This window comes from Nicoliella sp. ESL1120 (genome assembly GCF_058508515.1).
The window spans coordinates 98961-113376 of the sequence record NZ_CP196384.1 but is presented as its reverse complement, the minus strand read 5'-3'; the positions used below and the strand labels follow the sequence as shown (position 1 = coordinate 113376).

Genomic DNA, 14416 nt, shown 5'->3' with positions numbered 1-14416 from the left:
TTAAGCCAATGGAAGGATTTATAACATGAACTTAGATGATGAAAATATCGATATTGAATTTAACGCCGCTACTAAATCAGATTTGCCATACATTGTGGATGTATATAACGAATCAATTCCAGGCAGAATGGCAACCGCAGATCTCGAACCAGTGTCAGTGGCTGATCGTGTTGATTGGTTCAGACAACATGATCCTAACCACCGTCCGTTATTAATAATTAATTACGACGATGACAGGGCTGGTTGGCTCAGCTTAAGCAGTTTCTATGGTCGTCCCGCATATGAAGAAACGGTTGAAATCAGCATTTATATTGATAATCAATTTCAACACAAGGGCATCGGAAACGCTGCTGTGAACCACGCTGAAAAAATCGCTGCCCGCCTGGGTGTGAAAAATATCGTTGCATTTATCTTTGCTCATAATGATCCAAGCCTCCATTTATTCCATAAGAATGGTTATGAAGACTGGGGCCACATGCCTAACGTTGCCGTAATGGATGGTAAGCAACGGAGCCTAAATATTTTAGGCAAGCGGATCGTTGATTAGTATGAATAGTCAAACCCAAGCATTCCTAATCTTACTTTCATTAGCCATTTTAACGTGGTTGCTGATTTTCATTAACCATGATCCAGACAGCCGACGAGATCATCGGTTAATGGCAATTGCGATGACGGTGGCAGTTGTTATCTTTGGAATTGTTATATTAATATAAAAAGCAGGGCCAGGGGCTCTGCTTTTTAATATGTTAAAGGGGACGATAGTAACAAGTTCACTAAATCCTATTAATCATTAATATGTTTAGCAACAAATTCATCAATCGGTAATCTAAAGTCCAAGTAGTATTTTTCTAATTTTTCTCGCGACCAATCCCACCAGGCGATTTTTGCTAAGTCAGTCTTGATTTCATCAGGGAATCGATCCTTAATTTTCTTACCAGGAACCCCACCAACAATTGTGTATGGTTCAACATCATGGGTCACGACTGCACCAGCACCGATTACAGCACCATCACCAACGGTTAATCCGCTTTGAATCAATACACCGTGCCCAATCCAAACATCATTACCAATCTTAGTTCGGATTGCCTTACGCTTAGTTAGGTATTCTTGATCCTTAGGCTCAAATCCATAGGCACCACCGTTATAAGAAAAGATGTGCTGAGCGGCACGATCATAAGGATGATTAGTAGGGCCGATTCTTACCATTGCGGCAATACTATTAAACTTACCTAGATCTGTGTTTTGCATAAAACAATATTGACCAGTGTAATCATAGTCACCAAATGTACAGTTATCAATTAAGTTACTTTCACCAATTTCAATCCATTGACCGAACTGAGTATCCTTAATTTTACTATTTTCGCCAATTGTTGGATTATCCTTAGATAGTTTAGGAAAATTAATATGCATTTATTAGCACCTTCTTGTTTATAAATTATGTTAATTATAAGACGATTATACTAGAAATGATATCATTAACATGCTTATTTTTAAAATGGAAAATTTGAATTATAAATTTAACCATTAATAAGATATTAAGTTGTTGCATTTAGAATTGACATTTTCCTATTAAATACAACTTCAGATAATAAATGTTATGTAAAGTAAATGCAAATATCATTAATTCTCAATTCCCTAACTTGCTTTTAACAAAAAAATTCCAACTGATTCAGTTGGAATTTTTTTCATTATTTATAATTTAAATAAAAATCATCAGCAGACATGTAATGGATTTTTGTCATAAAGATATACTTACTCAGGTAACCAATAACAATTGGTACGATCAAGAATGTAATAATAATGATCATAATTTCAGCACCGCCTTTAAGGGCGTTAATTGGGCCTACCAATCCAGCTGAACCAAATCCAGCACTTAAGGGCGTTCCCTTAATTTCAAAAAATGCACTAATTCCACCAGCGATTCCAGCATTAATGGCCAATGGCAATAATACTTTGGGCTTTTTTAAAACATTAGCCATTTGAATCTTAGGAGTTCCGATAAAGTGTGCAATACTGGTACCAAATGAATTAACTTTACTACCATAAATCGCTAGTGCAATTGCGGCAGCAGTGATTCCAATATTTGCAGATCCTGACGCAATACCATTTAGTGATATTGCGGTAGCAACTCCTACTGAAGAAATGGGACTTAAGATTAGGATTGCAAAGATAATTCCAATTACAGTTCCCATTATAATTGGCTGCAGTTCAGTTGCATATAATGCTAGATCACCAATTAATTTTGTAATCATTCGCACTGGTTTGAGGGTCAATAGACCAATACCACCAGCAATAATAATTAATAAAGTTGGTAATAATAAGACGTTGTAACTTCCGAGCCATGGACTAATTAACTTAATTATAATCACCCCAATTGCAATGGTGAGCATAATGTTGATTACATCACCAGTTCCCTTTACAGAGAATCCCCCTACTGGACTAATCATCCAGTTACCAGCTCCCATCGCTCCAACTAATGCTAACGATGCACTTTCTAGTGGCTTCATTTTAAAATACATTGCGACACATAATCCAGAAATGGCTGGTAGCAGGACCATTGCAAATGAAACTAATGAATTGATAATCGATAAACTCGGAAAAAAGCGTTGAGCGTAATTAAGAATTTCATTTAACAGCGCTGCAGGCATTAGGGTAACCACTACTGCGATGCTGACACCATTTAGGACGTTTAAAGTCCCCTCTTTAATTGCGTTTGCGTTTTTAATCATATATTAACTCCTTATTTTATATATTTTAATATCATACCATATTAAACATCTAATTAAAATCTAATACTAATTTAATTAATTTATCTTAGTGATTATTTTAAAGCCCTTTGAATCAACTGTGTTAAAATTAGGCTAATATTAATTAAGGAAGGTGAACTATGTGGATAAGCAAAAGTATGTTGAAGCACTAAAGCACGAATCACCTGATGTAGTATTGGGTAGCCTCATGGATGAACTTGGTTATCCTGATATTAACGGAATTGCGGATGCATGTGATGTTGCTCAATCAACTAGCAATCAAGATGATTTAGACCAAATCGAAACGAATCAACCGATGTTTTATAATTATAAATCACATCGGCTAGTAAATAAAGCTGATGTGTTAAATATTCTTAATCAGCTGAAAAAATAAAATAAGCACCTGGTCAAAAGAAAATTGATCAGATGCTTATTTTATTTGTAAATTATTATTCAGTTTAATTGAACAACTTCGTATGATTATATAGCTATAAAGGCGAAGTCAATCACTGAGCGCGTCTCAGTAACAGACAATAAATCATCCAAATTGGCTTGTATATCACGGTTACTATCTAATAGTGATATAGAAAACCATTCAAAATAATAGTAGATTACTTATTCTACACTTAGTGAATTGATTCACAATTTAAAATTAAGTTATTACATGATTGTTGATTTAAATTGCTCATGTGCTAAAATGAATTGACTAATTTAAAGGGATGGTGTGAAGTGATTATCGTATTATTAATAACGATTTTGATGCTCTGGTTAGTATGGAAGTTTTTCAGTAGTTGGCTTTGGTGGATCCTATTATTTGCAGCTATCATCTGGATGTTGAAAGTGTTTTTCTGGGGAGCAATCATCTTAGTGGTATTAGGAGTTATTGGTGCATTCTCAAATAACAATCAATAATAAAAAAACGGTAGTTCCATAGTGAAATGGAGCTACCGTTTTTATTATTGGATAATTTATTCTAATCATATAGTTCTGGCATCCGTTGTGCAGCAGATGGTAATTTTTGGCGCACCTTCTTAATCACATCTAAATCAATATCAGCATACAAGATGGTTTCGTTAGTTCCTGCTTGGGCAGCGACGATTCCCATTGGATCGACTACTTGACTCAATCCAACTCGGTTGTCACTATCGGGTTTATCGCATCCCACAATGAAGGTCGTGTTTTCAATTGCACGAGCTTTCAATAAGGAACTCCAGTGATATTCTTTTAGTGGCCCGCTAACCCAAGCTGTTGGAATGATAATAATATCAGCGCCATGAATTGCTTCATAACGCGCTACTTCTGGGAACCGAAGCTCATAACAAACAAATAAGCCAATTTTACCGAATGGCGTATCAATCGGTTCAAATAATTTATTACCAGGCTTAATCTGATCAGACTCCTTAGTCCCAAATGCATCGTAGAGATGCGTTTTATGATAGGTGCTAACAATGTTACCCTTATCATTGATGACAACGATCGTGTTATAGACCCGTTTATCATTATTATCATCATTAGTTTCACGCATCCCGAATATGATCCAGACATGCTTTGTCATCGCTGTTTGTCTTGCATTGGTTACAAATGGGCCATCCAGGGCTTCAGAATGTTGATTAATTTCATCCAATCCAGCCGTTGGTGATATGGTGCTCATGAACATTTCTGGAAAGACAACTAATTCAGCGCCGTGTTCCGCAGCTTGATTAACAAAGTCATTAAATTTAACTTGATTAACATTTTGGTCAATATCGGAATATGCTTGGGCTAATGCAATTTTATAAGTCAAATGATCACCTACTTAATATTATTTTAATTGAATTCTAATCTAACCATTAAAGAATGTCAATCTTAACTCCATTATGTGTTTGTGAATAGACACTAAATAGTAGATATGGTATATTAGTTTTGTAATTAAATAATCTAACTGTCCACTGGGGTGCCGTATGGCTGAGATAATACCCATTGAACCTGATTCTAGATAATACTAGCGTAGGAACGTGGCTGAAGTCGAAATAAAAACGATTAATAGGCGCTTTCTGAATTGCTCAGGAAGCTTTTTTTATTTCCCAGGATGGTTATTAATTAGGAGGATTCAACATGTTTTCAGATCAATTGAAACAACAAGCACAACCAATTCTAAAGGTAATTTTCGAACATCCCTTCATCAAGGGGATTGCTAATGGTGAGGTCCCTGCCAAGGCATTGAAATTCTATGTTCAACAAGATTATCAATACCTTAGTGAATTCATTAAAATTTATGGTAATGCGATTGCTAAATGTAATGACCGTGAATTAATGAATTTCTTTAATGGTCAAATTAGTTTTATCTTAAATAGTGAAATTCATCCCCATCATATTTTCTGTGACATTGCGGGGGTCACATATGAAAGTCAACAACACGCTACCCCATCGCCTAAGGCATATTTATATGAATCACATATGCATCGGGCAGGAGAAACGGGTTCGTTACTGAATATTTTAGCCGCTTTTCAACCATGTCCTTGGACCTATTCAGAAATCGCTGATCACTTGGTTAGTGAAGGGTATGCTACTAAGGATAATCCCTATTATGATTGGATTATGTTCTATGCTAGTAAGGAAAACGATAAGACCATGAGTGATACTGTGTTTGAATTTGTTGATCGATTTGCTGAACATGCTTCTAATGAAGAACTAGCAGAAGCAAGTCAATATTTCTTAAAGAGTTGTGAACTAGAATGGCAGTTCTGGGAACAGGCGTTTTATCAACAAGACTGGCAATTTAAGGAATCTCTAGAAGCTGCTAAGGAGGAATATAAGTAATGAAAGAATTTCCTGAAACATTAACGATTGCTGGAACTGATTCTGGTGGCGGTGCTGGGATGATGGCTGATATTAAAACCATGCAGGAATGTCATGTGTTTAGCACTAGCGTGGTGGTCGGAGTAACCGCTCAAAATACATTGGATGTTCAAAAGGTATATCCCCTTCCCCTCGAGATGGTGGATGCTCAGTTTGCTTCAATCGCTGATGATTTTGTGATTAAGGCGGCTAAGACTGGGGCGCTATTTGACTCTAAACACGTTGCATGCGTTGCTAAAAATATTAAGAAATACTCGTTCGGCAGCTTAGTGGTGGACCCAGTTATGGTTGCTAAAGGTGGTGCGAAACTACTGAGCGATGATGCGATCGATACTGTGATTTCAGATCTCATCCCGTTAGCTGACATTATTACGCCTAATATGCCTGAAGCTGAAACGATCGTTAAACATAAGATCGAAGGTAAAGAGGCAATTAAAGATGCTGCTCGAGAAATTCAAAGATTGGGCGCTAGGAATGTCGTTATTAAGGGTGGCCATAGCGATGGTCCCGAGAACGCTGATTATGTACTATTGGCCGATGGCACCGATTTTTGGATGACTGGTAAACATGTTGACTCTAAGCGCAAGCACGGTACTGGTGATACCCTTTCATCAGTAATGGTGGCAGAACTTGCCAAGGGTTGTCATGTTGAAAAAGCAATTAAGTGTGCTAAAGCCTACATGAATGAGATCTTGCAACATGAAATTCATGTTGGTCAAGGACACGGACCACTAAATCATTGGGGAGCTGAAGGAACAGATGTTAAAATTTAATACGGATATGTTGAAGGTCTACTTTATTGGTGGTACCCAAAACATTGATGGAGATAAGGATAAATTTATTGAGCAATTAACGCTGGCTTGTCAAAATGGAATTACTATGTTCCAATACCGTGAAAAAGACCATGGATCTTTGAGCGGTGATGATCGCTTAGCATTAGGAAAACAAGTTCGTCAGATTACTAGCAAGTACTCGATTCCATTAATTGTGGATGATGATTTTGAGTTAGCGCGCCAAATTGATGCTGATGGAATTCACGTTGGCCAAAGTGACACACCAATTCAAGACGTCGTAGCTGAAGCAAATGGGATGATTGTTGGTCTATCAGTTCATAATATTGATGAATTAGTTGCTAGCGGTGACTTAACGGGCGTTGATTACTTAGGTGTCGGCCCAGTCTTTTCAACTCACAGTAAGGATAATGCTAAGGAACCGATTGGTTTAGATGGCCTATTTCAGATGAACCAAGCGACATTGAAGCCCATTGTTGCCATTGGTGGAATCCATGAAAATAATGTAGCATCAGTTCTAAAGCATTCCGTTAGTGGCGTTGCCGTTATTTCTGATATTATGCAAAGTAAAGACGTTGCCCATACGATTCAGGTATTGAAAGGAGAAGCATAATGTTAACGATTGAATCAATTCATAAGCTTAATCCAGTGATTTTAAACGTTGCCAACATGGTGACCCCCCAACACGTAGCGGATGCAATCAATTTTTACGGAGGCTCACCCATCATGTTCACTGATGAACGCGAGGCAGCTGCCCTAACTAACATTGCATCAGCAGCTGTTTTCAACATGGGATCCACTAATGAAGATACGTTGAAAAATGTAATCGCAAGTGGGAAGGTCGCAAATAAACGTGGAATTCCCGTTGTGATCGATCCAGTTGCCATTGGTGCAACTGAACTACGCCAGGATAATTTTTTCCGTGCTGCTAAGGAAGTCAAGTTCAATGTGATCCGTGGTAATGCTGGTGAAATCGCCTATCTTGCAAACGTTAACTGGACTGCAAATGGGATCGATGCTGGAAATGGCGATGCAGATGTTGCGTCAATTGCCCAAAAAGTGGCTCAAAAATACGATTGTTGGGTCGTTTTATCTGGAGAAAGAGATATCGTTACAGATGGCAATACAACCTACTCAGTCGATAACGGCCATCCATATTTTCAAACAAACGTTGGTTCTGGTGACATGCTAGATGGGATCTTAGCTACTGCGATTGCAGTTGAAAATGATCTTAAATCGTTAGTTCGAGCAACTGCTACCTTTAGTATCGCTGGTGAAATTGCGGGGGAAAAATACCCTAACCAACCAGCATCATTTTTCGTTGAATTATATAACCAACTAGCAACGATCAATGATAATGAAATCGACACGCGAATGAAAATCCATCAATTATAATTTACAATTTTTGATTACGACACACAAAAGCGCCCTACCATTAGGTAAGACGCTTTTTATTTTAATATGCTTGAATAAATAATTGGATTGCAAGGCCGAATGCTAAGATGGCCACGATCCATTTGATTACCTTTTCAGGGATGATCCGTACTATCTTAGGGCCAATGTAACTACCGATCAACAATCCAGATCCCAGTGGTAACACTAAAATCCAGTAAACATGGGATTGAAATGCATAAATAATCATGGCAACCAAATTACCGAAGAATGATGAAACGTTTCTAATCGCGTTGTAAACAGCGTATTTCTCATTAGTGATTTTTGATAAGATTGCATTAACGATAATTCCAGAAGCGGCCCCAAAATAACCAACATAGGCTCCCGTTAAAAAGATGGCAACTGAGTATAGGATCTGTCCTAATTTACCAACTTCACGTTTCTGAAGCTCTGCTCCCTTTTTCTTTGGCCATATCATCGTAAGTGCAGCAAATAAGATGAAGAATGGTACTAACTTGGTAAAAGAAGCACTTGAAAAATGAAGTAATAGGAACGTTCCCATGATACTACCACCAAAAATAAAGATGGAGGTGGTAATTAACTGCTTTACGTGTCCCTTCAATTCCGGCATTGATGACAATCCAGAACCGATCCCGTTAAAAATAACTGATGAACTATTGGTGACATTCGCATAGACTGGTGGTAATCCAGCAACGTATAATAACGCTGGATAAGACACTAGTGAAGCCATGCCGACCGTACTACTTACGATTCCCGCAAGAAAGCCGAACGGAAAAAGTAGTAGGAGTTGACTAATACTAAAATGCATTTTTTCACTACCTTTTTATGTAATATTATTCAATTATAGTCCCAAAAGGGTCCCATTTTCCAGTTAAAAATGGGACCCTTTTATTTTATTTGTTCAAATTAACCTCATTGACCAATAATGCACCGTCATATTCATACTCGCGAAGATTTTCTGAGAAAATTTCTAACGATTGTTCACCATACTGATCGAACAAACTAGCAATGTGCGGAGAAATAAATACATTTTCCATTTGCCAAAGCGGGCTGTTATCTGGTAATGGCTCTTGATCCACTACGTCTAAGGATGCTGCACTTACAATTTGTTGATTCAATGCATCGATCAAATCATTTGTAACGACGCTGCCACCGCGTCCCACATTGATGAATATGGGATGATTAGTTAAACGGTTGAAAAAGGATTGGTCAAAGAACTTATCGGTGGCTGGAATCAAGGGGAGTGAATTAATAATAATATCCGCATTCACTACGTCCGCATTAAAGTCCGTCATGGTGAATGTTTCATCAAAGAACTTAGCTTGATGTCCATTGCGATTGATTCCAATAGTTTTAACGTTAAACACATGTAAAATTTCTGCTACCCGCATCCCAATTGCACCAGTCCCATAAATTACCACACTGCGATCTTCTAGGATCTTGAATGGATGCGTCGGTTTTTCCCATCGGTTCATTTTGGTGATCCGCTCTAAGTTCCGATATTGATTAAAAATCATCCCCATGATCGTTTCAGCAATCGGTTCAGAATGAATTCCCTTGACCGTAGCTAATCTAATCCCCCGTTCCCTCATTTTTGCAAGTGGGAAATAATCTACCCCGACTGAAAGGGCTTGGATCCATTTTAATTGACTTTTCGGATTATTAATAATTGCTGGAACCAATTTATGATCGTAACCAATGATGACGTCAATTGAATTTAAATCCATTTCAGATAATTGTTGATCAGCAAAAAAGAGGTTTTCTTTCATCAAACCAGGATGTTTAACCATTTTTTGTTTCATTTGTTCGATATCAAAGTTTTCATTAGGTGCACCAACTAAAATATTCAAGATGAACACTCCTTTATTATTAGTAAACTAAATAATTATACACTGATTTATTTATGAAATCTAAAATTTTGCTTGACGAATTAAAAAGATTATGTTTTAATTATAAACATCGAAAAGAAATTTAATCTAATTCTAATATTTCTAATCGATACATAATATATATTTCATAGTAAAGGAGTTGATTCAATATGATGAATTCGACAGAAAAAGATTCACCACAGATGAATGCTGCTAACATGTCAGATGTTAAAGCAAAGTCTAGTTTCAAAGAAAGTGCTTATCTAGTTTTTAATGGGGTGTCCAATGCAATTTTAGTCACCTTGGGAGTTGGATTATTACTTGGTGCCATTTCGAACTTTGTTCATTGGCAAGCACTTGGTCAAATCGGCTTGATTTGTCAATACTTATTAGCACCAGCAATTGGTGCGGCGGTGGCCTCACAGTTAAAGACGAATACTTTGGTTCTTTTTAGTGCAATGGTTGCTGCTACTATTGGTGCGAACAATGTCTTCTTCACTAGCGGTCCAATGAATGCGACGACTGCAACCGGACATTTATTAGCTCAACCAGCTGGCTCTGCGATCTTCATGATTGGTCAACCAGTTAGTGCCTTGGGTGGAGCAGTTGTTGCAACACTTGTTGGTAAATACTTAACCGGGAAAACCCCATTGGATATGTTCTTAGTTCCATTCGCAGCTACCTTAGTAGGAACGGTTTCAGCATTAGGAATGGCTGCTGTTACTACTCCCGCCCTGGTTTGGCTTTCCGGAGTAATTGCTAAAACAATGACGATCAACCCATTCTTGGGTTCAGTAGTGATCTCAATTGTTTGGTCAGTCTTCATGATGACCCCTGCATCTTCTGCAGCCCTTGCCATCGCAGTTATGCTTGATCCCCTTTCGTCAGGGGCTGCGTTGTTAGGAACGACTGCTCAATTTGTCAGTTACACTGTAATGTCATTTAGAGAAAACAAGCCTGGTGCAAACATCGCCCAAGGCTTGATCACTCCAAAGGTTCAATTTGGTAACATCACTGAGAACCCTTACATTGCAATTCCAGGAATGGTTTCAGCAGCAGTTGTTGCTCCAATTGGGACGCTTTTCTTCCACTTCTCAGTTTCATTTAAGTTAGCTGGGCTTGGTTTGAACTCACTGATTGCCCCAATTACGCTAGCATCCCAAAACATGGGAATGTTCGTTATGTACTTGGTTCTCGGTGTTGTTGTTCCCGCAGTTATCGCTTACGTTCTTGGTAAGTTCCTACGGGCTGCTAAGAAGATCAAGAAGGACGATATGCACATCGACCTAGTTTAAATCGATCAAATTATTAACCACAATTCTTTTAATAAAAACACCGCTAAACTGAAGGCTAAGTTTAGCGGTGTTTTTATGTTTGGAAAATGATTAAAGCATAAAAAATCGGGACATAATTACTCTGCTTACCAGTAGATAATTATATCCCGATTTCAGATTAAAGTGCCTGTGGTGCTGGGATTGATAGTTCCGTAGCAATTTGTTGAATTTGTGCTGACGTTACATCATCGATTGATACCCCATGTTTTTGATTATGCGCATAGTTTTTATATTCACGATCACCAGGAATCTTAATTTCAGTTTCTGGGAGGTGATCTAAGTTTCTAATACGGTTAAACATATCGGTCGCCTTAGTTCTTAGATCAGCTAAGTTGCCAAAAAACGAGGGATCAATTGTAATTAAACATTGACTAAAATCATGTTTTCCAACATTAGTATCAGCAGAAATTGACCCTTGTGCTAAGATTCCAGTTAAAATTTCAACAACTAGTGAGTTGCCGAACCCCTTATAGTTAGAATTGTGTTCGTTTACACCACCAAGCGTTAAAACACCGCCCCCCTTTTGAGTTGGCGTTAATGCTGCAGTGGCTAAAATATCTTCCGCTTGTTTTGCATCTGAGACGACGTTGCGTTGCTTGTCAACCGCCCACTCACCAGGAAGGGGTTGTTTTTTCTTGTCTAAAACTTGAATCTTTCCACCAGAAACGACCGAAGTTGCTCCATCAAATACAAATGGATGTGGTTCAGCTGGGAAAGTAAATGCGAATGCATTCGAACCTAGAAAAGCTTCTAATGCATTTGTCGGCACGACCAATGGCCTTGTATTCGTGAACGCAATGCCGATTAATCCTTCTGCCACTGCCTTTCTTGCCCAATAGCCAGCAGTTCCAAAGTGGTTGGAATTGCGGATGACGGCCATCGAAATTACCGTTTCCTTTGCTTTTTGAATTAGTTTATTCATTGCAACATTACATGCAATTTGGCCCATATTTTGATTTGCGTCCACTAACATACTGGTCGGAGCCTCTTTAAGAATCTTAACCTGATTTTGCGGTTGAATTGTCCCATCATCCACCATTTTTAAGTACCATGCTAACCGCTGGATTCCATGGGATGAGATTCCCCTTAAATCAGCATCCACAAGTGTATCTGCCAATAGTTTACTGTCTGCTTCTGAAAACCCCTTCTTATTAAAAACTTGTTCTAAATATCTTAATTCATCAGTTGCTTTAATTTTCATATTAAAATCCTCCTAGGTATGTAGTTACTTGGTGCCAACTTATTTTTAAATTAACGCCCCCCTTCAATTTTGATATAATTAATACTAATGTTAACTGAATTTAGAAACGAGGTGCATTCGAATGCAACAATTTCCAGAAGCCCTAACGATTGCTGGGATCGATAGTGACGGTGGTGGTGGCATGCCGATCGATCTTAAGACGATGATGGCAATGAAGGTATATGGTCTTTCCGTAGTGACCACCACTGTCGCAGCTAATTCATACGGGATTTTAGATAGTCATATGCTACCGATGTCATTCATTCAAAATGAATTTAAAGCCTTAAGTGCTGACTACGATATTAAGGCTTGTAAAACTGGATTATTAGAAAATGCTGAATTAATTAAATTAGTGGTTAATAATTATCATCAGCATGACTTCGGTCCTCTGGTTGTAGATCCAGTCATATTAGCCAAAACCGGTGAGGTGTTATTGGATCAAATTGCGATTGACACCTTAAAGGAGGCATTAATCCCGATCGCCACCATTATTACTCCTAACTACTATGAAGCAGAGGTGTTGACTGGTTCTAAAATTCAAAAAAAAATCAGATATGGTTAAGGTCGCCAATCAACTATTGGAGCTAGGGTGTGAAAATGTAATGATCAAGGGGCGTCATGATCGTAATGGTCAACAACAAGAAACCGTGAATGATCTTTTATTGTTAGCATCTGGCAAACAAGTATGGCTAAATGGCCCCTACTTTAAAACGAATCGTAAAAATGGGACTGGGGATGCGCTTTCTGCTGCCATTGCTGCTGGATTAGCAAGGGGACACTCAATTGAAAAATCAGTTCGTGATGCTAAAAGCTACGTTGATTTAGCAATCAAAAACGAAATTATTGTTGGTCATGAATTCGGTCCAATCAACAATTGGGCTGGAAAAGAAAATGATAAACCTTATTAATAGATTTATCATTTTAGTCGTTATGAAATTAGTGTTCATCAACAAACTTTTGAACGCGATTCACAACTTCAGTTAGGTCTTCAGTACTAGCGGCATAGCTAAATCTGACATAGCCATCGCCACCAGGGCCAAAGATTGCACCTGGCATGATTCCAATCAATGCCTCTTTTGCAAGTTGATAACCGAATTTATAGCTGTCTTGTTCAAATTGTTCTGGAATTTTGGCAAAAATATAAAACCCCCCACTCGGTTCAGGGCTGGTAAATCCAGCACGCGTTAAACCATCACGAAGTAACTTTCGCCGTTTTAAATAGGTCTTTTTCATTTCGATCCCGTCATTTTGCCCATTTTTAAATGCTTCACTAGCAGCGTATTGGGCATTATCGGTTGCATTAGTATTAATCAAGGTATGAACGGCGTTGATTTTACTAATAATATTTGCAGGCCCGCAAACGATTCCGATTCGCCAGCCAGTCATTGCGAATGTTTTGGAGGCTCCGTTCATAACGATCGTTTGGTCAGGGAGTAGCTTTCCAAAAGAAGTATGCGGTTCATCATACGTTAGCTCACTATAGATTTCATCACTAATCAAAAAGACCTCGTGTTGCTTAATAACATTAGCTAATGCAACTAATTGATCTTTGGTATATGTATTACCAACTGGATTATTAGGGTAATTAATAATAATTGCCTTTGCATTGGGATGTTCTTGAAAAGCATTTTTGAGTTTTTCTGGTGATAAAATAAAGTCATTATCAGATGTATCAATGAATACAGGAGTGGCCTTATTAAACTTTACGTTAGCAGCATATAATGGATAGGTAGGGGTCGGAATTAACACCTCGTCTCCTGGATTTAAAATGGTCGTAAAAACATCGTGAATCCCTTCTGCTAAGCCAACAGTGGTGGTGATTTGAGTATCTGGATCATAATTTAGACCATATTTATCTTTTAAAAATTTAACTGCGTTCTGGCGCAGCGGTTTGATTCCCCTGGGGTCAGTATAGTGACTTTCATCATCCTCAATTGCTTTAATAGCAGCATCCTTGATGTGTCGAGGAGTGGCAAAATCAGGTTCTCCATATGTCAATGAAATTAAACCAGGGATGTCGGCAATTTTTAAATTAAATTCGACAATCTCGTTTGACTTCATTTGTTTTACCGTATTGTTAATTTTACTTGATAGGTCCATTTTCAACGCCTCACTATCTAAATGATTTAATTTACAGATAAACAAAAGCCCCCATTTCTACACTGTCTAGAAACGGAGGCTCCGT

General features: G+C 38.1%; 16 protein-coding genes, 1 pseudogene, 1 riboswitch and 1 other annotated feature (1 of these 19 running past the window's edge). Of the genes and pseudogenes, 10 read left to right on the top strand and 7 right to left on the bottom strand.

Features of this window, described 5'->3' with window-relative positions; genetic code table 11:
- Positions 1-25: 25 nt before the first annotated feature.
- The gene (locus ACSYTE_RS07415) at positions 26-547 is read left to right on the top strand and encodes a GNAT family N-acetyltransferase (protein ID WP_491717424.1); all 522 of its coding nucleotides are present in this window, start codon (positions 26-28) and stop codon (positions 545-547) included.
- Positions 540-713 (top strand): hypothetical protein, encoded by a 174-nt coding sequence (locus tag ACSYTE_RS07410; RefSeq protein WP_491717423.1) that lies wholly within the window; start codon positions 540-542, stop codon positions 711-713. The genes ACSYTE_RS07415 and ACSYTE_RS07410 overlap by 8 nt, the downstream gene beginning before the upstream one ends.
- A 70-nt stretch (positions 714-783) precedes the next feature.
- On the opposite strand, the gene ACSYTE_RS07405 is transcribed toward ACSYTE_RS07410, so the two are convergent.
- Together ACSYTE_RS07405 and ACSYTE_RS07400 are read right to left on the bottom strand one after the other, a co-directional pair.
- Positions 784-1410, bottom strand: coding sequence for a DapH/DapD/GlmU-related protein (locus ACSYTE_RS07405; protein ID WP_491717422.1), 627 nt, complete (start codon positions 1408-1410; stop codon positions 784-786).
- A gap of 278 nt (positions 1411-1688) precedes the next feature.
- Complete coding sequence (locus tag ACSYTE_RS07400) at positions 1689-2729, bottom strand: PTS sugar transporter subunit IIC (RefSeq protein WP_491717421.1); 1041 nt, start codon at positions 2727-2729, stop codon at positions 1689-1691.
- Between the two features lie 160 nt (positions 2730-2889).
- Here ACSYTE_RS07400 and ACSYTE_RS07395 point away from each other — a divergent pair, with 160 nt between their 5' ends.
- Together ACSYTE_RS07395 and ACSYTE_RS07390 are read left to right on the top strand one after the other, a co-directional pair.
- Positions 2890-3141: a hypothetical protein gene (locus tag ACSYTE_RS07395; RefSeq protein ID WP_491717420.1), complete on the top strand. Its 252-nt coding sequence runs from the start codon at positions 2890-2892 to the stop codon at positions 3139-3141.
- 335 nt (positions 3142-3476) lie between these two features.
- Positions 3477-3659, top strand: a complete 183-nt coding sequence (locus ACSYTE_RS07390; RefSeq protein WP_491717419.1) for a hypothetical protein — start codon at positions 3477-3479, stop codon at positions 3657-3659.
- Positions 3660-3720: 61 nt separating this feature from the next.
- Here the strand turns inward: ACSYTE_RS07390 and ACSYTE_RS07385 are convergent, their stop codons facing one another.
- On the bottom strand, positions 3721-4530 hold the full coding sequence (locus ACSYTE_RS07385; protein ID WP_491717418.1) for a carbon-nitrogen hydrolase family protein: 810 nt from the start codon (positions 4528-4530) through the stop codon (positions 3721-3723).
- 136 nt (positions 4531-4666) lie between these two features.
- A riboswitch (TPP riboswitch) is annotated at positions 4667-4758 on the top strand.
- Between the two features lie 83 nt (positions 4759-4841).
- Here ACSYTE_RS07385 and tenA point away from each other — a divergent pair.
- Genes tenA through thiM form a run of 4 tightly spaced genes read left to right on the top strand, consistent with a single transcriptional unit; the run spans position 4842 to position 7771 of the window.
- Complete coding sequence (tenA, locus tag ACSYTE_RS07380; RefSeq protein WP_491717417.1) at positions 4842-5546, top strand: thiaminase II; 705 nt, start codon at positions 4842-4844, stop codon at positions 5544-5546.
- Positions 5546-6358 carry a bifunctional hydroxymethylpyrimidine kinase/phosphomethylpyrimidine kinase gene (gene thiD / locus ACSYTE_RS07375; RefSeq protein WP_491717416.1) on the top strand — a complete coding sequence of 271 codons (813 nt, stop codon included), beginning with the start codon at positions 5546-5548 and terminating at the stop codon, positions 6356-6358. Before tenA ends, thiD (ACSYTE_RS07375) begins: the two co-directional genes overlap by 1 nt.
- On the top strand, positions 6345-6989 hold the full coding sequence (thiE, locus tag ACSYTE_RS07370; protein WP_491717415.1) for a thiamine phosphate synthase: 645 nt from the start codon (positions 6345-6347) through the stop codon (positions 6987-6989). Before thiD (ACSYTE_RS07375) ends, thiE begins: the two co-directional genes overlap by 14 nt.
- Positions 6989-7771: a hydroxyethylthiazole kinase gene (gene thiM / locus ACSYTE_RS07365; RefSeq protein ID WP_491717414.1), complete on the top strand. Its 783-nt coding sequence runs from the start codon at positions 6989-6991 to the stop codon at positions 7769-7771. The genes thiE and thiM overlap by 1 nt, the downstream gene beginning before the upstream one ends.
- A gap of 61 nt (positions 7772-7832) precedes the next feature.
- Here thiM and ACSYTE_RS07360 read toward each other — a convergent pair whose 3' ends face one another.
- Together ACSYTE_RS07360 and ACSYTE_RS07355 are read right to left on the bottom strand one after the other, a co-directional pair.
- Positions 7833-8597: a sulfite exporter TauE/SafE family protein gene (locus ACSYTE_RS07360; RefSeq protein WP_491717413.1), complete on the bottom strand. Its 765-nt coding sequence runs from the start codon at positions 8595-8597 to the stop codon at positions 7833-7835.
- A gap of 85 nt (positions 8598-8682) precedes the next feature.
- Positions 8683-9639: an NAD(P)-dependent oxidoreductase gene (locus tag ACSYTE_RS07355; protein WP_491717412.1), complete on the bottom strand. Its 957-nt coding sequence runs from the start codon at positions 9637-9639 to the stop codon at positions 8683-8685.
- Positions 9640-9860: 221 nt separating this feature from the next.
- Here ACSYTE_RS07355 and ACSYTE_RS07350 point away from each other — a divergent pair, with 221 nt between their 5' ends.
- Positions 9861-10952: a PTS sugar transporter subunit IIC gene (locus ACSYTE_RS07350; RefSeq protein WP_491717669.1), complete on the top strand. Its 1092-nt coding sequence runs from the start codon at positions 9861-9863 to the stop codon at positions 10950-10952.
- A 157-nt stretch (positions 10953-11109) separates the two neighbouring features.
- Here the strand turns inward: ACSYTE_RS07350 and ACSYTE_RS07345 are convergent, their stop codons facing one another.
- Positions 11110-12192: an Ldh family oxidoreductase gene (locus ACSYTE_RS07345; RefSeq protein WP_491717411.1), complete on the bottom strand. Its 1083-nt coding sequence runs from the start codon at positions 12190-12192 to the stop codon at positions 11110-11112.
- Between the two features lie 121 nt (positions 12193-12313).
- Between ACSYTE_RS07345 and thiD (ACSYTE_RS07340) the strand changes: the two are divergent.
- Positions 12314-13139 (top strand): annotated as a pseudogene (gene thiD / locus ACSYTE_RS07340) (bifunctional hydroxymethylpyrimidine kinase/phosphomethylpyrimidine kinase).
- A 28-nt stretch (positions 13140-13167) separates the two neighbouring features.
- On the opposite strand, the gene ACSYTE_RS07335 reads toward thiD (ACSYTE_RS07340), so the two are convergent.
- Positions 13168-14331 carry an aminotransferase class I/II-fold pyridoxal phosphate-dependent enzyme gene (locus tag ACSYTE_RS07335; RefSeq protein ID WP_491717410.1) on the bottom strand — a complete coding sequence of 388 codons (1164 nt, stop codon included), beginning with the start codon at positions 14329-14331 and terminating at the stop codon, positions 13168-13170.
- Between the two features lie 65 nt (positions 14332-14396).
- Positions 14397-14416, bottom strand: a binding site (T-box leader); it runs 224 nt beyond the window's last position.

Bases quoted from the DNA above. Each gene is read 5' to 3' on its own strand.
- ACSYTE_RS07415 (WP_491717424.1), top strand. From the start codon at position 26: ATGAACTTAGATGATGAAAATATCGATATTGAATTTAACGCCGCTACT.
- ACSYTE_RS07405 (WP_491717422.1), bottom strand. From the start codon at position 1,410: ATGCATATTAATTTTCCTAAACTATCTAAGGATAATCCAACAATTGGC.
- ACSYTE_RS07400 (WP_491717421.1), bottom strand. From the start codon at position 2,729: ATGATTAAAAACGCAAACGCAATTAAAGAGGGGACTTTAAACGTCCTA.
- tenA (WP_491717417.1), top strand. From the start codon at position 4,842: ATGTTTTCAGATCAATTGAAACAACAAGCACAACCAATTCTAAAGGTA.
- thiD (WP_491717416.1), top strand. From the start codon at position 5,546: ATGAAAGAATTTCCTGAAACATTAACGATTGCTGGAACTGATTCTGGT.
- thiE (WP_491717415.1), top strand. From the start codon at position 6,345: ATGTTAAAATTTAATACGGATATGTTGAAGGTCTACTTTATTGGTGGT.
- thiM (WP_491717414.1), top strand. From the start codon at position 6,989: ATGTTAACGATTGAATCAATTCATAAGCTTAATCCAGTGATTTTAAAC.
- ACSYTE_RS07360 (WP_491717413.1), bottom strand. From the start codon at position 8,597: ATGCATTTTAGTATTAGTCAACTCCTACTACTTTTTCCGTTCGGCTTT.
- ACSYTE_RS07350 (WP_491717669.1), top strand. From the start codon at position 9,861: ATGAATGCTGCTAACATGTCAGATGTTAAAGCAAAGTCTAGTTTCAAA.
- ACSYTE_RS07345 (WP_491717411.1), bottom strand. From the start codon at position 12,192: ATGAAAATTAAAGCAACTGATGAATTAAGATATTTAGAACAAGTTTTT.
- ACSYTE_RS07335 (WP_491717410.1), bottom strand. From the start codon at position 14,331: ATGGACCTATCAAGTAAAATTAACAATACGGTAAAACAAATGAAGTCA.